Origin of the sequence: Paraburkholderia sp. J67 (assembly GCF_905220265.1) — a bacterium.
GTDB lineage: Bacteria > Pseudomonadota > Gammaproteobacteria > Burkholderiales > Burkholderiaceae > Paraburkholderia.
The window spans coordinates 111251-132811 of sequence record NZ_CAJMZK010000002.1 but is presented as its reverse complement, the minus strand read 5'-3'; the positions used below and the strand labels follow the sequence as shown (position 1 = coordinate 132811).

At 67.0% G+C, this 21561-nt stretch carries 14 protein-coding genes; 11 read left to right on the top strand and 3 right to left on the bottom strand.

Features of this window, described 5'->3' with window-relative positions:
• Nucleotides 1-81: 81 nt before the first annotated feature.
• The 4 genes from U5782_RS04585 to U5782_RS04570 all read left to right on the top strand — a co-directional run bounded on the left by U5782_RS04585 (nucleotide 82) and on the right by U5782_RS04570 (nucleotide 3517).
• Nucleotides 82-1002 (top strand): NAD kinase, encoded by a 921-nt coding sequence (locus U5782_RS04585; protein WP_322042645.1) that lies wholly within the window; start codon nucleotides 82-84, stop codon nucleotides 1000-1002.
• 135 nt (nucleotides 1003-1137) lie between these two features.
• Nucleotides 1138-2820 carry a DNA repair protein RecN gene (gene recN, locus U5782_RS04580; protein ID WP_322042644.1) on the top strand — a complete coding sequence of 561 codons (1683 nt, stop codon included), beginning with the start codon at nucleotides 1138-1140 and terminating at the stop codon, nucleotides 2818-2820.
• 98 nt (nucleotides 2821-2918) lie between these two features.
• Nucleotides 2919-3257, top strand: coding sequence for a type II toxin-antitoxin system Phd/YefM family antitoxin (locus U5782_RS04575; protein WP_322042643.1), 339 nt, complete (start codon nucleotides 2919-2921; stop codon nucleotides 3255-3257).
• Entirely contained in the window at nucleotides 3242-3517 is a 276-nt protein-coding gene (locus U5782_RS04570) for a type II toxin-antitoxin system RelE/ParE family toxin (protein ID WP_322043068.1), read from the top strand. Before U5782_RS04575 ends, U5782_RS04570 begins: the two co-directional genes overlap by 16 nt.
• A gap of 10 nt (nucleotides 3518-3527) precedes the next feature.
• On the opposite strand, the gene glnE is transcribed toward U5782_RS04570, so the two are convergent.
• Nucleotides 3528-6350 carry a bifunctional [glutamate--ammonia ligase]-adenylyl-L-tyrosine phosphorylase/[glutamate--ammonia-ligase] adenylyltransferase gene (glnE, locus tag U5782_RS04565; protein ID WP_322042642.1) on the bottom strand — a complete coding sequence of 941 codons (2823 nt, stop codon included), beginning with the start codon at nucleotides 6348-6350 and terminating at the stop codon, nucleotides 3528-3530.
• 268 nt (nucleotides 6351-6618) lie between these two features.
• Between glnE and U5782_RS04560 the strand changes: the two genes are divergently transcribed.
• The 4 genes from U5782_RS04560 to aroG all read left to right on the top strand — a co-directional run bounded on the left by U5782_RS04560 (nucleotide 6619) and on the right by aroG (nucleotide 15059).
• The gene (locus U5782_RS04560; protein ID WP_322042641.1) at nucleotides 6619-11016 is read left to right on the top strand and encodes a YhdP family protein; all 4398 of its coding nucleotides are present in this window, start codon (nucleotides 6619-6621) and stop codon (nucleotides 11014-11016) included.
• Between the two features lie 96 nt (nucleotides 11017-11112).
• Nucleotides 11113-11973 carry a carbon-nitrogen hydrolase family protein gene (locus U5782_RS04555; protein WP_322042640.1) on the top strand — a complete coding sequence of 287 codons (861 nt, stop codon included), beginning with the start codon at nucleotides 11113-11115 and terminating at the stop codon, nucleotides 11971-11973.
• A 94-nt stretch (nucleotides 11974-12067) separates the two neighbouring features.
• Entirely contained in the window at nucleotides 12068-13534 is a 1467-nt protein-coding gene (gene tldD, locus U5782_RS04550; protein ID WP_322042639.1) for a metalloprotease TldD, read from the top strand.
• A gap of 451 nt (nucleotides 13535-13985) precedes the next feature.
• Entirely contained in the window at nucleotides 13986-15059 is a 1074-nt protein-coding gene (aroG, locus tag U5782_RS04545) for a 3-deoxy-7-phosphoheptulonate synthase AroG (RefSeq protein WP_322042638.1), read from the top strand.
• 81 nt (nucleotides 15060-15140) lie between these two features.
• On the opposite strand, the gene hmpA is transcribed toward aroG, so the two are convergent.
• Both hmpA and U5782_RS04535 read right to left on the bottom strand, forming a co-directional pair.
• A complete protein-coding gene (hmpA, locus tag U5782_RS04540; RefSeq protein WP_322042637.1) occupies nucleotides 15141-16346 on the bottom strand; it encodes an NO-inducible flavohemoprotein in 1206 nt (401 codons plus the stop codon).
• Between the two features lie 146 nt (nucleotides 16347-16492).
• A complete protein-coding gene (locus U5782_RS04535) occupies nucleotides 16493-17080 on the bottom strand; it encodes a cob(I)yrinic acid a,c-diamide adenosyltransferase (RefSeq protein ID WP_322042636.1) in 588 nt (195 codons plus the stop codon).
• 182 nt (nucleotides 17081-17262) lie between these two features.
• On the opposite strand from U5782_RS04535, the gene U5782_RS04530 reads away from it, so the two are divergent.
• The 3 genes from U5782_RS04530 to glcE all read left to right on the top strand — a co-directional run bounded on the left by U5782_RS04530 (nucleotide 17263) and on the right by glcE (nucleotide 21554).
• On the top strand, nucleotides 17263-18687 hold the full coding sequence (locus U5782_RS04530) for an FAD-binding oxidoreductase (protein ID WP_322042635.1): 1425 nt from the start codon (nucleotides 17263-17265) through the stop codon (nucleotides 18685-18687).
• Between the two features lie 45 nt (nucleotides 18688-18732).
• Nucleotides 18733-20250, top strand: a complete 1518-nt coding sequence (locus U5782_RS04525; RefSeq protein WP_322042634.1) for an FAD-linked oxidase C-terminal domain-containing protein — start codon at nucleotides 18733-18735, stop codon at nucleotides 20248-20250.
• Between the two features lie 215 nt (nucleotides 20251-20465).
• On the top strand, nucleotides 20466-21554 hold the full coding sequence (gene glcE / locus U5782_RS04520) for a glycolate oxidase subunit GlcE (protein ID WP_322043067.1): 1089 nt from the start codon (nucleotides 20466-20468) through the stop codon (nucleotides 21552-21554).
• Nucleotides 21555-21561: the final 7 nt, after the last annotated feature.

Here is a 21561-nt window from a genome sequence, read left to right as displayed (position 1 = left end):
ACAGCGCCCTTGCCGCGCCCATTGGGCATGAGCGGGTGGCGACAGGTTCTTTTCGCGCACTGACTATGGTGTAATGCCGGCATGCAGATCCAGAAGATCCAGAGCCAGTTCAAGACCGTTGCGCTCGTCGGGCGCAGCAATACGCAAGGCATCGGCGAGCCGCTGACGGCGCTCGCCCAGACCATCTCGCAGCGTGGCTTCGACGTCGTGTTCGAAGCGCAGACCGCCCAGGAGATCAGCGTAAGCGGCTATCCCACGCTGCAGATCGCCGAAATCGGTGCGCGTGCGGACGTGGCCGTGGTGCTCGGCGGCGACGGCACGATGCTCGGCATCGGCCGCCAGCTCGCGCCCTATCGCACGCCGCTCATCGGCATCAACCACGGGCGGCTGGGCTTCATCACCGACATCCCGTTCTCCGACATGCAGGAGATCGTGCCGCAACTGCTCGCGGGCAGCTTCGAGCGCGAGGAGCGCTCGCTGCTCGAATCGCGCATCATGCGCGACGGCGATCCGATCTATCACGCGCTTGCTTTCAACGACGTGGTCGTGAACCGTAGCGGCTTCTCGGGCATGGCGGAGCTGCGCGTGCACGTGGACGGCCGCTTCATGTACAACCAGCGCTCGGACGGCCTGATCGTTGCGACGCCCACCGGCTCGACCGCCTACGCGCTCTCGTCGCAGGGGCCGATCCTGCATCCGCAGTTGCAAGGCATCGTGCTCGTGCCGATCGCGCCGCACGCGCTTTCGAACCGCCCGATCGTGCTGCCCGACGACTGCAAGGTGAGCATCCAGATCATCGCGGGCCGCGACGTCAACGTGAACTTCGACATGCAGTCGTTCACAGCGGTGGAGCTCAACGACGTGATCGAAGTGCGCCGCTCGCGCCACACCGTGCCCTTCCTGCATCCGGTCGGCTACAGCTATTACCGGACATTGCGTCAGAAGCTGCACTGGAACGAGCCGCCCGCGCTGCAGAATCTGCCGGCCGATCCCCACGACTGACGCACGCTGGGATGGGCTGAGCGTGCGACGACGGCGATCCGGACCCGGCCGCATCCCGTCCATGCCCAGCCCGCCAGGCATCGACAACGAACCAACGAACCGGCGCCCGCCGCCATCCGCCAGATTCAAGACGCCATGCTCCGTCACCTCTCGATTCGCGACTTCGTGATCGTCGCCGCGCTCGATCTCGAATTCGACAGCGGCTTCACCGTGTTTTCCGGTGAAACCGGCGCGGGCAAGTCGATCCTGATCGACGCCCTCGCGCTCGCCCTCGGCGCCCGCGCCGATGCGGGCGTAATTCGCACAGGCGAGAGCCGCGCCGACATCACCGCCGAATTCGACGCGCCGCCGCATGTGGCCGCGTGGCTCGAAGAACAGGCGCTCGCGAACAGCGACGCCGAGAACGGCGTGATCCTGCGCCGTGTGGTGGACAGTAATGGCCGCTCGCGCGCCTTCATCAACGGCACGCCCGCGACGCTCGCCCAGTTGCGCGACATCGGCGAGCGTCTCGTCGACATTCATGGCCAGCATGCGCATCAACTGCTGATGCGCCCGGACGCCCAGCGCGAACTGTTCGACACGCATGCCGGCCTGCTCGAACTGGCCGCCCGCGTCACGCGCGCCTGGCGCGACGCCCGCGATGCGCGCTACGCCGTGCAGACCGCGCAGTCGCGCGATCGTGAACTGCAACTCGAACGCGAACGGCTCGCCTGGCAGCTCGCCGAGCTGGACAAACTCGCGCCGCAACCCGGCGAATGGGAGGAAGTGAGCGCGGAGCACACGCGGCTGTCGAATTCGGTCAATCTGATCGAAGGGGTGCAAGGTGCGCTCACCGCGCTATCGGAATCCGACGAGGCGATGATTTCGCAACTGAACTCGATCGTCTCGAAGCTGCGCGATCTGGCCGAGGTCGATGGTGCGCTCGGCGACGCGCTCGCCGCGCTCGAACCGGCAGCGATCCAGCTTCAGGAAGCAGCCTACTCGCTCTCGCATTATGCGCAGCGGCTCGACCTCGACCCGCAACGACTCGCGCAGATCGAAAAACGCCTCGATGCGCTGCATTCGGCCTCGCGCAAATTCCGCCTGCAACCGGAGTCGCTGCCCACGGAACACGCTTCGCGCCGCCAGCAACTCGCGCTGCTCGACGCCGCCTCCGATCTCGACGCACTGCGCGCCGCCGCCGAGAAGGCGCACGAGGCTTACCTCGTGGAAGCCCGCCAGCTTTCGACCGCGCGCGCGGGCGCCGCGCAGGCGCTGGGCGCCGCGGTCACGCAGGGCATGCAGGAGTTGTCGATGGCGGGCGGCAGCTTCGAAATCGCGCTGGTGCCGCTCGGCGGCAACAGCGGCAATGGCGAGCCGATCGGCGGCGCGCACGGTCTGGAGCAGATCGAATTCCGCGTCGCGGGTCACGCGGGCGTGCCGCTGCGCCCGCTCGCAAAGATCGCCTCGGGCGGCGAACTTGCACGTATCAGCCTTGCGCTCGCGGTGATCGCAAGCGCCGCGAGCCCCACGCCCACACTGATCTTCGACGAAGTGGACACCGGCATTGGCGGCGGCGTCGCGGAAGTGGTCGGACGCCTGCTGCATCAGCTCGGACGCGCGCGCCAGGTGCTGTGCGTGACCCACCTGCCGCAAGTAGCGGCGCGCGGCGATCACCACCTCCAGGTGGCGAAAGCGGGCGACGGCAACGGCGGCACGGTGTCGGCGGTCACGCCGCTCGACAAACCGGGGCGCGTGGAGGAAGTCGCGCGCATGCTCGGCGGCCTGGAGATCACCGCGACCACGCGCCGGCATGCGAAGGAGATGCTGGCCGCGTAAAAGCGGGCGGTTTGACATTTGGCGAAAGCGCCGTGGATACCGCGCACTACCCGTCCGAATCCGGGTCTATATTGCACTTGCCGCCCCGTGGAGCCGACATGAAACCGAGCCAGGTCAAACCCATCAGCTATCTGAAGAGCCACGCCAAAGCGATCGTCCGCGAAATCACCGAGAGCGGTGAACCGATGCTGATCACGCAGAACGGCGAAGCCAAAGTTGTGGTGCAGGACGCCCAAAGCTATGAGGACACGCAGCAGACCCTCGCGCTGCTAAAACTTCTGACATTGGGGCGTAAGGACATTGAAGCCGGCCGCGGAACGCCCGCGAGCGAGGTCTTCGCAGAACTGGAGCAAATGGACAAGGACGACGGCCTCGCATTAAGGCCGTTTTTCTACCCCAGGCGCGCGCCGATTTGCAGAACGTGCGGCGCTATGTGATCGCGCGTTTCGGCGGCGAGACCTGGCGCGAAACGTTCGCGCGAATCCAGCGCGACATCGCGCAACTCGAAGCCTTTCCCTTCAGCGGCCAGATTCCCGCCGAACTCACCGAAATCGGCGTGCCGCACTATCGGCAGGTGGTGAGCGGCATGAACCGCATCATCTACGAGATCGACGACCCGAAGATTTACATCCACGTGATCGTCGATACACGCCGGGATTTGAAAGACGTCCTGGAAAAGAGGCTTTTGCAACCCTAAAGCCTGAACCTCAAGCCTCCTCCCCTCCCCCAAACACCCGCGTCCACAATCCCAGCACGACCTCGCGCTCATGCTCCACGCGCGCCGGATCGACGCGTGCGGTCTCCATCCCATCGAGCCGCAATTGATGTTGCAGCTTGCGATAGAGCCGGTAAGCCGAGCCGATAGTGTCGGCCTCCTGCTCGCTCATCAAGCCGAAGCGCGAGACCTCGCGCAGCAGCGCGATATTGCCGGTGTTGCGGATCAGCTCCGGGTCCTGCGCCGCGTGCAGCAACACCCAGTACTGCACCGTGAACTCGATATCGACCATGCCGCCACGGTCGTGCTTGAGGTCGAAGAGCGCCGTGCGGTTCGGGTGACCGTCCTCGACGCGCTGGCGCATCTCGACGATCTCCTGCGCAAGCGGCGCGGCATCGCGCGGCGTCGTGAGCACCTGCACGCGGATCGCCTCGAAGGCATTGCCGATGGCCGCATCACCGGCCGAAAACCGCGCACGCGTGAGCGCCTGGTGCTCCCAGACCCACGCCGTGTTGGCCGCATCGCCCTCGCGCAGCTGGTAGCGCCGGAACGAATCGAGATCGGTCACGAGCAGCCCCGACTCGCCATTGGGCCGCAGACGCAGATCCACGTCGAAAAGCGTCCCCGCACCCGTCGCCGTCGTGAGCCAGGTAATGAGCCGGCGCGCGAACGCCGCGTAGATCTCGGCAGCGCGTTCGTCCTCGTCGTCATAGAGAAAAATGATGTCGAGATCCGACGCGTAGCCCAGTTCCTTGCCGCCCAGCTTGCCGTAGGCAATCGCCGCAAATCGCGGCACCTCGCGATGGCGTTTCGCGAAGTGCTTCCAGACGATTTCGATGGTGACGTCGAGCACCGCGTCGGCGAGTTCGGAGAGCCGGTCGCTCACATGCTCCACCGAAAGCCGCCCGGCCAGGTCGTTGAGCAGGATGCGGAACACTTCGGCCTGGTGCGCGTGGCGCAGCAGATCCATCTGCTGTTCGACGTCGGCGGCCGCGGCGAGGCGCGCGCGCAGGAGGCGCGAAAACTCGGGCCAGTCGAACGGCGAGGAGATCGCTTCGTCGTCGAGCAGTTCGTCGAGCAGTTGCGGATGGCGGATCAGATAGCCCGCCGCCCAGCGCGAGGCACCCAACACCTTGAGCACGCGGTTGAGCGCGTCCGGGTATTCGGTGAGCAGCGCGAGGTAGGCGCCGCGCCGGATCACCGCTTCGAGCAGGTCGAACATGCGCGCGAGCGTGTCGCCGCGCCGCTCGCGCGGCTCCAGCGTGCGCGCGGCTTCGAGGGCGCGCTGCGCGACACTGTCGAAACGTTGGCGGCTGCGCTCGGGCAGGCCTGTGTAGCGCGACGACTGCCACAGCCCGCGCAGACGCGCGAGCAGCGGCGCGGGATCGTCGATGCCGAGTTCCGCGAGGCGCGCGAGCAGGTCGCCATCGGCGCTCTCTTCCGCGAGCGCACCGCTCCAGATCCACGCCGCCACGCCGTCTTCGGGCGCGCCGCAGCCGCTCTCGCCGCCCACCTTGTCGGAGAATATCTGGGCGAACTGCTGCTCCACCTTATCGCGGTGCGCTTCGAGCACGGCCATCAGCGCGGGGTAGTCCGCATAGCCCATCGCGTGCGCGAGCGCCGCACGTTCGGTCTCGTCGACGGGCATGGCGTGGGTCTGCGCATCGTCGCGGTATTGCAGGCGGTGTTCGAGTTCACGCAGGAAGTTGTAGGCAAGCGTGAGGTCATTGCAGACCTCGGGCGCAATCAACCCGCGCGCGGCCGCGTAGCCGAGCACGGCGAGGGTCGGGCGCACGCGAAAGCCGGCGTCCTGACCGCCGCGAATCAGCTGGAACACCTGGGCGCTGAATTCGATCTCGCGGATGCCGCCGCGTCCGAGCTTGATGTCGTCGGCCTTGTCGGGGCGCATCATGGCGCGGCGCTGCGCCTCCTGGCGAATCTGCAGATGCAGCGAGCGGATCGCGCTGATCACGCCGAAGTCCAGATAGCGCCGATAGACGAAAGGCTTCACCAGCGCGTCGAGCTGCGTGGCGAGACGCTGCGCGCTTTCGCTCTCGCGCTCGGACACGAGCCGCCCCTTGATCCAGGCGTAGCGCTCCCACTCACGGCCTTGCACGTAAAAGTATTCTTCGAGCATGCCGAGGCTGCACACGAGCGGCCCCGAATCGCCGTTCGGACGCAGGCGCATGTCGACGCGAAACACAAAACCGTCCGCGGTCACGTCCGAGAGCGCGCCGATCAGGCGCTTGCCCACGCGCGTGAAAAAGTCCTGAGTGGCGATAGGCGAGCGCTGGCCGCCCGTCGTTTCGCCATCGTCCTCGTAGACAAAGATCAGGTCGATATCCGAAGAGACGTTCAGCTCGCGCCCGCCCAGCTTGCCCATGCCGACCACGCCGAGCGTCAGGCGCTCGCCGTTCGGGCCGCGCGGCTCGCCGAACAGCGCTTCGAGATCGGCGCTCACGACTGCGAGCGCGCGCTGGATACCGACTTCGGCCAGATCGGTCATGGTGCCGGTGACTTCGGCCACATCGGCGACGCGGCCGAGGTCGCGCTCCATCACCGCGCAGATCACTTCGGCGCGCAACTGGCGCAGCGCCTTCTTCAACTGCTCGTCAGTGAGCGTGAGCGGCGCGCTGGACCCGGCGGGCGTGCCGCTTGCTTGCAGACACAACGCGTCGAGACGCGCGACGATGCGCTCGCGTGTGATCGGCGCGGCGGCGAGGGTTTCGACCTCGTTTGCCAGCCCTGCTCGGGCGGCATAGACGCGCGCCGCGTAGCGCGAATAACTGGAACTCAGGAGAGGAATGTCAGTCATGAAGGCTCTGGCCAGGCTGGTAGCGCGAAAGCGTGGAAGGCGAGGATGGGAGACAAGCGGGCACGCACTGGAGCAGGCATGTCGATGACGGACATCGCCGCCTCGCCCCCTGCCGTGTTATCGGCGCCGTGCAGGATTTCCGTGTGTGCGACGCGCTATATCGCCCCGCCGCAAGCCAACCCGGGTTCCCCGGATGGCCGGTCCCACGGCCCCGTGTGATACATTTCGTCGTCAGAACGCAACGCTACCATACCCCACCCGCCGCAGCATGTCCGAGCGTAACGATCCCGCCGGCCCGCCTCACACCGGACAAGCCAGCCGGGTAAGCGCAGACGCGGGCCCGCAACATCATCACCCGGTCCTGCGCCACACGCTGCGCGTGCTGGCGTGCATCGCGCTCGCCTTTTACTTCGTCGTCGGCGTGCTGCTGCTCGGGCTGCGCTACGTTGTGCTGCCCTACGTGGACGATTTCCGCCCGCGCATCGAAAAGCTCGTCTCCGACAAGATTCACGCCGACTTCCGCATCGGCAAGCTCTCGCCGCACTGGTCCGGTTTTCAGCCAGGCATCGACGTTGCCGGCCTCACGATTCGCGACCGTCACGGCAATCTCGCGCTCAACGTGCCGCACGCCACGGCCTCGGTCGCCTGGCGCTCGCTCGTGATCTTCGAGCCGCTGCTCTCGAGCGTCGTGGTCGAAAATCCCGATGTGTCGATCGCGCGCGAGGACGACGGCACGCTCACCGTCGCGGGCGTGCCCGTGCCGAGCGCCCACACCGGCAACGCCACCTTCACCACCTGGCTGATGCGCCAGCAGGCCATCGTGCTGCGCGGCGGCACGCTGCGCTGGCGCGACGCCACACGCGACGCGCCCGAACTGCGCCTGTCGAATATCCGCCTCGCGATTCTCAACGACGGCTACGACCACCATGTCGCGCTCCAGGCGCCCGCCGAGGGCACCGTGCTGCACGGCCCGCTCGACTTCCGCGCGCAGTTCAAGCATGCGCGCTCCGCGCAGGCCGGCAAGCCGATCGGCTGGACCGGCAGCGCCTATATCTCGACCGGCCCTGTCGATCTGCCTACGCTTGCGCGCTACATCAATCTGCCGATCACGACTTATGCAGGGCGCATCGACAACGCGATCTGGGCGAACTTCGACGCGGGGCGCATCGTGTCCGCCGACGGCGCGCTCAGCGGCGACAACATCGCGCTGCGCGTAAAGCCGACCCAGCCGCGCCTCGACCTCCCAATCGCGAAGTTCGACTGGCGCATGGGCATCTCGCCCGGCGACTACACGCTGCAACTGCGCGACCTGCGCGCCGAACTCGGCCAGCCGCCGCTCGACGACGGCACGCCGCTCACGCGCACACTCGCGCTCACCAAGCTCGACGCGCAGTTTCGCCAGCAATCCCTGCAAAACGGCCAGTTGTTCTCGGTGAGCGGCGATCGCATCGACCTCGGCATCCTCGCCGAATTCATGCGTGCGCTGCCGCTGCCGAGCCGCGTGCAGAACGCGCTCGTGCGCTTCAATCCGCGCGGCCTTGTGGCCAACTACGATCTGGCGATGGAGCGGGCCAAGCCCGAATCGGGTGAAGCCGCCGCCGAACAACGCAGCGCCAGCGCGGAACCGCTGCTTCACTACCGCTTCAAGGGCGATCTGCAAGGTTTCAGCGTCGCGGCCCAGGAGCCGGGGCCGGGCCTCACGCCGCGCAATCACCCGCGCGCGGGTCTGCCCGGAGTCGACAATCTCTGGGGGCGCATCGACGCCGACGAATCGCACGGCACGATCAAGTTCGATACCGCCGACGCCGCCATCACGCTGCCCGGCGTATTCGACGATCCGCGCCTGCGCTTCGACCGCCTGTGGGGCGCGGCGAAGTGGACCGTGGCCGCGCAGCGCCAGCCGGGCGACAAACTCAAGGCGTTCGACGTCGACGTGACGGAGCTGGGCGTACAGAACGCCGACGCGCGCGCGAAGATGACCGCGCACTATCGCAACCCCGGTCACGGGCGCGGCGCGCTCGACCTCGTGGCCCATTTCGACGAGGCGCAGGTCAAGGCGATTCCGCGCTATCTGCCGACCAGCCTCAGCGAAAAGACCCGCACCTATCTGGGCCACGGCCTGCAGGCCGGGCTCTCGAAGGGCGCAACGATCGAGATTCACGGCGATCTCGCTCAGTTCCCCTACTCGCGCGACCCGAGCGCGGGCCAGTTCCGCATCGTCGCGCCGTTCGCCAACGGACGCTTCGACCCGTCGCCGTTCCCGCCCAAGAACATGCGCAACGGCGTGCCCAATGTCTGGCCCGCGTTCGACGGCATCAACGGCGTGTTCCGTCTCGCGGAGAACAAGCTGCGCTTCGACGTGGCGCGCGGCCACTACCGCAACTTCGTGCTGCACGACGTGAGCGGTCGTATCGACGAGCTGGGCATCAAGGGTTCCGATCTCGTGATCGAGGGTGCGGGGCGCGGGCCGCTCGCCGATCTGCTCGATTACGCCGACAACAGCTCGCTCGGCGCGATCTCGAAGCACGCCACGGCGAAGGTGCAGGCGCAAGGGCCGGCCACGCTCGCGCTCAAGCTCACGATTCCACGCAAGCCGATGCCCAAGGTGGCGGTGGCCGGGGCGATCGGCTTCGAGAACAACACGCTCACCGCGCACAACGCGCCGCCGCTCTCGAACCTCAACGGCCGGGTGCGCTTCACGAATCACAGCGCCCAGGTCGAGCGGCTGACCGGTCATTTCCTTGGCGGCGATCTGCGCGCCAACGGCGGCATGCGCGAGGACGGCCGCTACGACGTCAACGTGGCGGGCAACGTGGCCGTGGATGCCGCGCGCGGACTGAACCTGCACGGCACGGCGGCGGCGGTGCTCGGGCGCTTCTCGGGTGCGGCGCCCTATTCGCTGTCGGTGACGGGCGCGCGCGGCCATCTGCCGGACGTGAAGGCCAGTTCCGACCTGACCGATCTGGCCATCGACCTGCCCGCGCCTTTCGGCAAGACGGCGGGCACGCAGATGCCGCTGCGCTTCGCCTTGCAGCCCGGTCCTGGCGACGACTCGGGAACCCCATCGGCTGCGCTTTCTGCCAGCGACGCCGCAGCGTTCCAGCACGCCGAACTCACGCTCGGGCCGCTGGCGGCGCGTTACGTGCTACGCCGCAACCCCGGTCATGTGCCGGAAGTGGTGCGCGGCGCGATCGGCATGAACAAGCCCGCAGACCTGCCCTCGGAAGGCGTGACCGCGGCCGTCGATCTGCCGTCGTTCGACGCGGACGCGTGGCGGCGCGTGGTGCAGGAACTGCGCGGCACGGCGGCGGCGAATCCGGCTACGCCAGTCAGTGCCGCTAGCGCGCCTGCCGCCATCGCGAGCGCGCCAGCCAATTCAGTGCAAGCCAACACCGTGCAAGCCGCTTCGCAGACGAACGCCACCGCCAGCGCACCTCAAGCCGCCTCGCAAACGATAGCGCCCAACGCCTCGCTGCTCGCGCCGGGCGGCGCCTTTGCGTCCTACGTGCCGTCACGCTTCGCGGTTCACGTCGGCACGCTCACGCTGCTCAAGCGCCATTGGGAAAACGTGATCGTCGGCGCGTCGCGCGACGCAAACCAGTGGCAGGCCAATGTCGCGTCGAACCAGGTCTCGGGCCACGTCTCGTGGAAACCAGGCGCGGTGCCGGGCTCGCCCGGTACGCTCGAAGCGCGCCTCGCGCGCCTCGTGGTACCCGCCGCGACGGAAAACGACCTGCTCGGCCAGGCGGTCTCACAGCCTGCGCAGAACATGCCGTCGATCGACCTTGTCGTGAATGAGTTGATCGTGCGCGGACGCGACTTCGGCCGGCTCCAGATCAACGCCCACAACTTCGACGAAAACGGCGTGCCGGTCTGGCAGCTCGACACGCTCGACATCGTCAATCCGGCCGGTCACTTCACCGCCACCGAGAACTGGCGCGCGATGGGCGACGAGTCCGCGCCCGCCGACACCGCCAGCGGCGCCACCCAGACGCCACGCCGCACCGCGCTCGACTTCCATCTCGACATCAAGGATGCGGGCGACCTGCTCGAGCGCGCTGGCGTCGCGCATGCGATCAAGGGCGGCACGGGTACGCTGAGCGGCAATCTCGTCTGGCGCGGCGGGCCGACGAAGCTCGACTATCCGACGCTCAACGGCAGCCTCGCGCTCGACCTGCATCACGGCGAAATCCTCAAGATCAAACCGGGCGTAGCGACGCTGCTGGGCGTGCTGAGCCTGCAAAGCCTCGCGCGCTACGCGAGCATGGACTTCCGCGACGTGATCGGCGAAGGCCTGCCCTTTACGAGCGTCACGGGCAGCGCGCAGATCCAGAACGGCATCGGCCGCACCGACAACTTCAAACTGCTGACCGCGCCGGGCCGCGCCCAGATGATGGGCAGCGTCGACCTCGCCCATGAGACGCAGGACCTGCGCGTGCACGTCGTGCCGACGGTGAGCGCGGGCGCGGGCGTGATCGTGGCGGCCATCATCAATCCGCTGCTGGGCCTCGGCGCGCTGATCGGCGACTTCGCGCTCTCGCACACGCTCGAGTCGACCCTTGCGCGCGACTACGCCATCACGGGCTCCTGGGCCAAACCGCACGTTGAGCGACTGCACGGCGATCAGGGTAAGATGGACGCGCAGGTTCCGGCGGTGGCGCATTGAGTTCCACATCGCCTGGCTGGCGTGGGCGGATAGCCCCCATGCAGTGTCCAGCTCTGCCGCTCCGGGCCACCTCCTTCGTCCAATCAAGAGCCGTCGATGAGCGAATCTTCTTCTAGCGCAGCGCCCGCCGTCCTGGCTCCGCCGTTCAGGGCCGCAGCGTTACAGATGGTCAGCACGCCAGACGTCGCGCGCAATCTGGCCGACGCCGAGCGCCTGATCGCCGATGCCGCCGCGCAGGGCGCGCGCCTCGTGCTGCTGCCCGAATACTTCTGCTTCATGGGCCACAAGGACAGCGACAAGCTGGCCGTGCGCGAAGCGTACGGCGACGGCCCGATCCAGCGCTTTCTCGCCGATGCCGCGAAGCGCCACGGCGTGTGGATCATCGGCGGTACGCTGCCCCTGAAAGCGCCCGAAGAAAACCGCGTGCTCAACACCACGCTGGTGTTCGATCCGAGCGGCGCCGAGCGCGCGCGCTACGACAAGATCCACCTGTTCAGCTTCGAAAAAGGCGCCGAATCGTTCGACGAAGCGCGCACCATCCGCCCCGGCACCGACGTGCGCACCTTCGACGCGCCGCTCGGCCGCGTGGGGCTATCGGTCTGCTACGATCTTCGCTTTCCCGAGCTGTACCGGCGCATGGGAGACTGCGCGCTGATGGTCGTGCCGTCCGCCTTCACCTACACCACGGGCCGTGCGCACTGGCAGATCCTGCTGCGCGCCCGGGCCGTCGAGAACCAGTGCTATGTGCTCGCCGCGGCGCAGGGCGGCACGCACGAGAACGGCCGCCGCACCTGGGGCCACAGCATGCTGATCGATCCCTGGGGCGAGATTGTCGATGTGCTCGACGAGAACCCCGGCATCGTGATCGGCGATATCGACCTCGACCGCATCGCCGCTGTGCGCGCGAGTCTGCCAGCATGGCGGCATCGCGTGCTCGACTGTGCCGACGAGAGCTGAAGCCGAACCCCATTCCTGCAACCCATCGATCCAGGCGTCTTGATTTCGCCGTACCGCGCCCGAATCTGCTATCCGAAACTTCCATATTGAGCGCATGAACATCATCGAACCCGGCATCCGCAATCTGGCGACCGCGAAGGACGTGCTCCTCGCGCCCTACGGCCTCGACGAAGCGCTGCTCACGCGCACGCTCGGCGAGATCTTCACGCACCGTGTCGACTACGCCGATCTCTACTTCCAGGCCACGCGCAGCGAGGCATGGAGCCTGGAGGAAGGCATCGTCAAGTCGGGCAGCTTCAGCATCGACCAGGGCGTGGGCGTGCGCGCGGTCTCGGGCGAGCGCACGGCGTTCGCCTACTCCGACGACCTCTCGCCCGAGGCGATCCGCCAGGCGGCCATCGCCACGCGCTCGATCGCCAAGGCCGGCGGCGGCAAGCAGAAAATCCAGGTGGCCACCTCGCTCAAGGGCATCGCGGGCCGCGATCTCTACCTGCCGTCCGATCCGCTCACCTCGCTCGACGCCACCGAAAAGGTCAAGCTGCTGGAGCGCGTCGAGCAGATGGCGCGCAGCCGCGACCCGCGCGTCACCCAGGTGATGGCGGGGCTCGCGGGCGAATACGACGTCGTGCTGGTGGCGCGCAGCGACGGCGCGCTGGCCGCCGACATCCGCCCGCTCGTGCGCGTGTCGGTCACGGTGATCGCCGAGCAGAACGGCCGCCGCGAAGTCGGTAGCGGCGGCGGCGGCGGGCGTTTCGACTACGGCTACTTCACCGACGAGGTGCTCTCGAAGTACGTCGACGACGCGGTCCATGCGGCGCTGGTGAACCTCGAAGCGCGCCCGGCTCCGGCCGGCGCCATGACCGTGGTGCTCGGCCCGGGCTGGCCGGGCGTGCTGCTGCACGAGGCGATCGGCCACGGTCTGGAAGGCGACTTCAACCGCAAAGGTTCGTCGGCGTTCGCGGGCCAGATCGGCCAGCGCGTCGCCGCCAAGGGCGTCACCGTGGTGGACGACGGCACGCTGCCGAACCGCCGCGGCTCGCTCAATATCGACGATGAAGGCAATCCGACCCAGTGCACGACGCTGATCGAGGACGGCATTCTCAAGGGCTACATCCAGGACTCGCTCAATGCGCGCCTGATGAAGATGCCCGTGACGGGCAATGCGCGCCGCGAGTCCTACGCCGCGCTGCCGATGCCGCGCATGACCAACACCTACATGCTCAACGGCGACAAGGATCCGCAGGAGATCATCGCGTCGGTGAAGAACGGCCTCTACGCCGTGAACTTCGGCGGCGGCCAGGTCGACATCACCAACGGCAAGTTCGTGTTCTCGGCCTCCGAGGCCTACATGATCGAAGACGGCAAGATCACCTACCCCGTCAAGGGCGCGACGCTGATCGGCAGCGGCCCGGAATCGCTCAAGTACGTGAGCATGATCGGCAACGACATGCGTCTGGATTCGGGCGTGGGCGTGTGCGGCAAGGAGGGCCAAAGCGTGCCGGTGGGCGTGGGCCAGCCGACCCTGCGCATCGACCGCATGACGGTGGGTGGCACGGTCTGATCGCAAGAGCGCGGTAAGGGACAGATACGGGTCTCATGCATGGCGATGCGGAAATTCCGCATCGCCATGCGGATTTCCTGCACTGAAACGTAGATTTTTGCAAATCATCCGCTTTTTCGCCGCAACCCGCTTGCCAGCCTGAAGAACGCCGGGTTATAAAGGCAATCAACCTTTTCGACGTACGAACCTTCGTCAACCGAAGTTCAACTGAAGCCGACACTGCACACCGCCATGTTCGCCACGAAGTTTTATTTTTACTTCTTTTGGTATCTCAGACCGCTGGCGGATCGAGAGGGTTAGCAGTACGCGCAGGACCCCGAATACACGAAAACCGCCAGCCAAGTCTGGCGGTTTTTTTTTGTCCTTGAACAACACGAGCCTCACTTTCATCTAGCCGATTGCCGCCGTTTCGCCTCGCGAAGCACGCTACACAGGATCAGGAGAAAACAACATGCCCCCGCACAACACCGACGATGTCCGCATCCGCGAACTCAAGGAACTCACGCCGCCCGCTCACCTGATCCGCGAATTCCCGTGCTCGGAAGCCGCCTCCACGCTGATCTTCGAATCGCGCCGCGCCCTGCACCGCATCCTGCACGGCATGGACGACCGCCTCGTCGTGGTGATCGGCCCCTGCTCGATCCACGATACGAAGGCCGCGATCGACTACGCGAAGAAGCTCGTGGAGCAGCGCAAGCGCTTCAGCAACGAGCTGGAAATCGTGATGCGCGTGTACTTCGAAAAGCCGCGCACGACGGTGGGCTGGAAGGGTCTCATCAACGACCCGTTCATGGACAACAGCTTCAAGATCAACGACGGCCTGCGCACCGCGCGCGAGCTGCTGGTCTCGATCAACGAACTCGGCCTGCCCGCGGGCACCGAATACCTCGACATGATCAGCCCGCAGTACATCGCCGATCTGATCTCGTGGGGCGCAATCGGCGCGCGTACGACCGAGTCGCAGGTGCACCGCGAGCTGGCTTCGGGCCTCTCCTGCCCGGTCGGCTTCAAGAACGGCACGGACGGCAACGTGAAGATCGCCGTCGACGCGATCAAGGCCGCTTCGCAGCCGCACCATTTCCTCTCGGTGACGAAGGGTGGCCATTCGGCCATCGTATCGACGGCCGGCAATGAGGACTGCCACGTGATCCTGCGCGGCGGCAAGACGCCGAACTACGATGCCGAGAGCGTCAACGTGGCATGCAGCGACATCGGCAAGGCGGGTCTCGCCGCCCGCCTGATGATCGATGCGAGCCACGCCAACAGCTCGAAGAAGCATGAGAACCAGATCCCGGTCTGCGCCGATATCGGCCGCCAGATCGCTGGCGGCGACGAACGCATCGTCGGCGTGATGGTGGAGTCGCACCTCGTGGCGGGCCGCCAGGATCTCAAGGAAGGCTGCGAGCTGACCTACGGCCAGAGCGTGACCGATGCGTGCATCGGCTGGGACGAAAGCATCGGCGTGCTCGAAGGGCTCGCCGAAGCCGTCAAGCAGCGCCGTATCGCGCGCGGCAGCGGCAACTGAAGCGCGCTTCGCGCATGACAAAAGCCCGGCCAGTTTCGCAACTGGCCGGGCTTTTTTGCAGGCTCGCGCCTGCGGCGAACCTTAGTCGAGCATGCCCGAGCCGAAGATCTCGGTATGGATGCGCGCCGGATCCACACCACGCGCGACCAGCGCCTCACGCTGCGCGCGCATGAAGGCGACCGGGCCGCAGAGGTAGTAATCGGCATCCGGCAACATCACGTCCGCCTCGATGCGCGAGAGGTCCATGCGGCCTTCGAAGTCGTAATCGGTGCCTGCGCGGTCGTCTGCGCTCACGTCCTCGTAAAACACTGCACGCTTGAGATTCGGATGTTCGGCGGCGCTGCGGCGCAGCCAGTCGCGGAACGCATGCACGCGGCCGTTGCGGCAGGCGTGCACGAACGTCACCTGGCGCTCGCTGCGGCTGGCAAGCAGCGTCGCGAGCATCGACGCCATCGGCGTGATGCCCACGCCGCCGCTCATCAGCACGACCGGCGTCGTCTTGTTGCGGTCGAGTTTGAATTCGCCCATCGGCGCGCTCACGTGGACGATGGCGCCCTGCTCCACGCCGTCGTGCATCAGGTTCGAGATGTGACCCGGTTGCACGTCGCCGGCTCCGGCTTCGCGCTTCACCGAAATACGCAGCCACTGGCCGTGCGGCGCGTCCGAGAGGCTGTACTGGCGCGGCTGATCGACGCCGAGTTCATCCACGAAGCGCTTCACGCTCACGTACTGGCCAGGCTCGAAGCCGCCAGCGGGCGCGCCGTCGGCGGGCGCGAGATAGAACGAGGTGATCTCGTCGCTTTCCACCTGCTTGCGCACCACACGGAACGGGCGGAAACCGCTCCACGGCGCCGCTTCATAAAGCTTCGCCTCCACACCGATCATGATCTGCGCGAGTTGCTCGTAAGCCACGGTCCAGGCGTCGAGCGTGGCCTGATCGACCGCATCGCCAAGTACGTCCACCACCGCCCCCAGCAGATGACGCCCGACGATCGGATAGTGCTCCGGGCGGATGTTCAGGCTCGCATGCTTGTGCGCGATATGCGTGACCGCACCGCCCAGCGCGCCCAGATTGTCGATGTTTGCGGCGTAGGCGTAGACCGCGCGGGCCAGCGTCTCGGGCTGGCTGCCGCTCTTCTGGTGCGTCTGGTTGAAGAGGTTCTTCAACTCCGGATGCGCGTTGAACATGCGCTGGTAGAAGTGCTTCGTGATGGTCGTGCCATGCTCGGCGAATACAGGCGCGGTGGCCTTGACGCGGGCGATCTGGTCGGCGGTGAGCGCGGTCATTGCGGCTTCTCCTCGTTAAAGATGTACGTACGATACATCTTTAACGATTCCCCCCACCCCAGGCATTTTGTCGCACCCCGGCAAAGGTCCTGATGCGGCGCGGGTGCGGGCCGTCCTGCCACGCACCGGCCTTCATTCAGCCCGTCTTATTCGTTGCTGGAAGCGCCCCCCGCCGGGCCACGATCGTGATGCCAGAATACGTCGCTCCCGCCCGCCGCGCGGTTAAGCACGCGCGAAAGTACGAACAGCAGATCGGAAAGCCGGTTCACATAGCGCCGCGGCGTCTGTGCGAGCGGCGCACTGCCTTCCTGCGCGACGCCAAGCGCAACGATTGCGCGCTCCGCGCGCCGGCACACGGTTCGGCAGACATGCGCGAGCGCCGCTGCGCGCGAGCCGCCGGGCAGGATGAACTCCTTGAGCGGCGGCAGCGTGTCGTTGTAATCGGCGAGCCACCCGTCGAGCCGCGCGAGATGCTGGTCGGTCACGATGGTGTGGCCTGGCATGCAGAGCTCGCCGCCCAAGTCGAACAGATCGTGCTGGATCGCCGTGAGCGCGGCGCGCACGTCGTCGGACAGCGTCTCGCACAGCAGCACACCAATGTGCGAATTCAGTTCGTCGACTTCGCCGATCGCAGCGATACGCGCATCGTCCTTGCGCACGCGGCTGCCGTCGCCCAGGCCCGTGGTGCCGTCGTCGCCGGTGCGTGTGGCGATCTTGCTCAGGCGATTGCCCATAGTATGACTCTCCAGAAACGTGAACATGCAGGAAAGCGCGATTGTCTCTCGCGCGGGCACGGCGTGGATCATGCAGTGCAACATTGCGGCACCGCATCCGGGCGAGCCCCGCCTCAAAGCCCGAAGCGTTGAGCGTAGAATGAAACGCGCCAAAGATCATGTCCAACAATGGAGACCCCCGCGTGAATCATCCCGCGCCGCCGGCCGTTGCCAATCCTGCACGCCGTCCGTTCCCCGCCGCTCTCCTCGACAGCCTGCGCGACGCCTTCGGCGAGCGCGTCTCCACGTCCGAAGCCGTCCGCGCCCATCATGGCCGCGACGAATCCCGCTTCGATCCGCAACTGCCCGATGCCGTCGTCTACGCGCACAACACCGGGGAAGTCCAGACGATCGTCAAACTGTGCGCCCAATACGGCGTGCCGATCATCCCCTACGGCAACGGCTCTTCGCTCGAAGGCCATCTGCTGGCCGTACAGGGCGGCGTCTCGATCGACCTTTCGCAGATGAACCGCGTGCTCTCGATCAACGCCGAAGACCTCACCGTGACGGTCGAGCCGGGCATCTCGCGCAAGCAGTTGAACGAAGCGCTGCGCGACACGGGCCTCTTCTTCCCGATCGACCCAGGCGCGGACGCGAGTATCGGCGGCATGTCGGCGACGCGCGCCTCGGGCACCAACGCCGTGCGCTACGGCACGATGCGCGAGAACGTGCTGGGCCTCACTGCCGTGCTCGCGGACGGCCGCGTCATCAAGACTGGCACGCGTGCGCGCAAGTCGTCGGCCGGTTACGACCTCACGCGGCTCTTTGTGGGCTCCGAAGGCACGCTCGGCGTCATCACCGAAATCACGGTGCGGCTTTACCCGCAGCCTGAGGCGGTGTCGGCGGCAATCTGCGCATTCCCGTCGATGGCCGAAGCCGTGCGCAGCGTGATCGAAACGATCCAGATGGGCGTGCCGATCGCGCGCGTGGAGTTCATCGACGCGCTCGCGGTGCGTGCGATCAACAAGCACTCGAACCTGACGCTGCGCGAAAAACACACACTCTTCTTCGAATTCCACGGCACCGAAGCCGGCGTGGCCGAACAGGCGCAGCTCGTGCAGGAGATCGCGGCACAAAACGGCGGCGAGGGCTTCGAATGGGCCACGCGCCCCGAGGACCGCAGCCGTCTGTGGAACGCACGCCACAACGCCTACTTCGCGATGCTGCAATTGCGCCCCGGCTGCCGCGCCGTGACGACCGACGTGTGCGTCCCGATCTCGCGCCTCGCCGAATGCGTGGTGGAAACCGAGGCCGATCTCAAGGCGTCGCCGTTGCCGTGCCCGATCGTCGGCCACGTGGGCGACGGCAACTTCCACGTCGCGATCCTGATCGACCCCGACAAGCCCGAGGAAATCGACGAAGCCGAGCGCCTGAACCACCGCATCGTGCAGCGTGCGATCCGCATGGACGGCACCTGCACGGGCGAGCACGGCGTGGGCCTGCACAAGATGGACTTCCTGATCGAGGAGCACGGCGCGGACACCATCGACACCATGCGCGCCATCAAACACGCGCTCGATCCGCACAACCTGATGAACCCGGGCAAGATCTTCAGCTGGGCCGCCTGACTGGTGCATAACACGCTGCACGCGTAGTCCACACAAGGAGGAGACATGAACGCACCGGACGCGAAGCTGCCCGCGGCGACACCCGAGCTCACGCCCGAAGCCCTTGCCCAGCGTCAGCGCGAGGTCGTGCAGGCGCTGATGGCCGTGCTGCCCGCGCACTGCCTGCTGCATCGCGAGGAGGACACCGTCGCCTACGAGTGCGATGGCCTCGCCGCCTACCGGCGCCTGCCGCTCGCGGTTGCGCTGCCGGAGACGGAATCGCAGGTGCAGCGCATCGTGCAGATCTGCCGCCGTCTTGATGTGCCGGTCGTGCCGCGCGGCGCGGGCACGGGCCTGTCGGGCGGCGCCATGCCGATCCGCCACGGCATCGTGCTGTCGCTCGCGCGCTTTCGGCGCATTCTCGAAGTCGATCCCTACGCCCGCACGGCAACAGTCCAGCCCGGCGTGCGCAATCTCGCCGTCTCCGATGCCGCCGCGCCCTACGGTCTCTATTACGCGCCCGATCCGTCTTCGCAGATTGCCTGCACGATCGGCGGGAATGTGTCCGAGAATTCGGGCGGCGTGCATTGCCTCAAGTACGGCCTCACCGTGCATAACGTGCTGCGCGTGCGCGCAGTGACGATGGACGGCGAGATCGTCGAGTTCGGCTCGCTCGCGCCCGATGCGCCCGGCCTCGATCTGCTCGCGGTGATGATCGGCAGTGAGGGCATGTTCGCAATCGTCACCGAAGTCACCGTCAAGCTGATTCCGCGCCCGCAGACCGCGCAGGTCATCATGGCGAGCTTCGACGACGTCGTTAAAGGCGGCAACGCCGTCGCGGGCATCATCGCCTCGGGCATCATTCCGGCGGGTCTGGAGATGATGGACAAGCCGGCCACGCGCGCGGTCGAGGAGTTCGTCAACGCGGGCTACGACCTCGACGCCGCGGCGATCCTGTTGTGCGAAGCCGATGGCACGCCTGAGGAAGTCGCCGACGAAATCGCACGCACGACCGTCGTGCTACGCGAGCACGGCGCGACGCGCATCCAGATTTCGCGCACCGAGGAAGAGCGCCTGCGCTTCTGGTCCGGGCGCAAGAACGCGTTTCCCGCCGCGGGGCGCATTTCGCCCGACTACTACTGCATGGACGGCACGGTGCCGCGCCGCGCGATCGGCCCCTTGCTCGCGCGCATCCACGAGATGGAGAAGCAGTACGGGCTGCGCTGCATCAACGTGTTCCACGCGGGCGACGGCAACATGCACCCGCTGATTCTCTTCAACGGCAGCGACGCCGACGAATGGCGCCGCGCCGAGGCGTTCGGCTCCGACATCCTCGAAACCTGCGTCGAACTGGGCGGCACGGTCACGGGCGAGCATGGCGTGGGCATCGAGAAGATCAACTCGATGTGCGTGCAGTTTTCGCCCGAGGAGCGCGACGCGTTCCATGCCGTGAAGCACGCCTTCGATCCGGCCCGCCTGCTCAATCCCGACAAGGGCATTCCCACGCGCGCGCGCTGCGCCGAGTACGGACGCATGCACGTACGCGGCAATCTGCTGCCGCATCCCGAACTGCCGCGTTTCTAGTCGCGCCCTCGACCGACCGCTCCCCGGATCGCGCGTTGCGCCCTGCATTACGCGAGGCGTGGTCCGGGCGGTGCGCCGGGCCCGCCCGCTCCCGGCGCGCGCCGCCATGCGGGCCTGCCCCGGGTTGCCAGCCTCGGGCGCGTCAGTACAATCAGTCGAACCACAACGACAACCGCGGCAAACGCGACACACTCGACAAACGCGCCATGGGAAGCATGCAAGAGGACGACATCGTTGCGGACTGGTCCGAGCGTATCCGTGCCGCGAGCGCGGATGGGCGCCCGCTGCGCATACGCGGCGGCGGCACCAAGGACTGGTATGGCCAGGCGCTCGAAGGCGAAGTGCTCGACACGCGCGCGCATCGGGGCATCATCGCTTACGACCCAGCCGAGCTGGTCATCACGGCGCGCGCCGGCACGCCGCTGCTCGAAATCGAGCACGCGCTCGCCGCGCACGGCCAGATGCTGGCGTTCGAGCCGCCCCACTTTGGCCCGCAAGCCACCTTCGGCGGCTGCATTGCGGCGGGTATCGCCGGGCCGCGCCGGGCGAGCGCGGGCGCTGCGCGCGACTTCGTGCTGGGCGCCGTGATCATGAACGGGCGTGGCGAGGTCCTGCACTTCGGCGGGCAGGTCGTGAAAAATGTGGCGGGCTACGATGTGTCGCGCCTGCTGGCGGGCTCGCTCGGCACGCTCGGGCTGATGCTGGAACTGTCCGTGAAAGTGCTGCCGGTGCCGCAGGCGGAAACCACGCTGCGCTTCGACATGAACGGCACCGACGCAGTGCGCAAGCTCAACGAGTGGGGCGGCCGCCCGTTGCCGATCACGGCCAGCGCCTGGCGTAACGGCACGCTCGTCGTGCGTCTGGCGGGAGCGGAAGCGGGTGTGAAGGCCGCGCGCACGTCGCTGGGCGGCGAAGTGGTCGATGCCGTGGAAGCCGAGCGCTTCTGGGGCGGGTTGCGCGAACAGACCGATCCGTTCTTCGCCTCGATCGCGCCCGACGCCGCGCTCTGGCGCCTCGCCCTGCCCTCGATCGCGGAGCCGCTGCAACTGCCCGGCGCGCAACTGATGGAATGGGGCGGCGCGCAGCGCTGGTGGATCACCGAAACCGACGCGCAGACCGTGCGCATCACCGCCAAGCAGGCCGGCGGGCACGCCACCATGTTCCGCACGGGCCGCGGCTACGACCGCAGCGCGGGGGTGTTCACGCCGCTGCCCGCGCCGCTCATGAAGATCCATCGCGGCCTGAAAGCCGCGTTCGACCCGGCCCGCATCTTCAATCGCGGCCGCCTGTATTCCGACTTCTGACGAGACC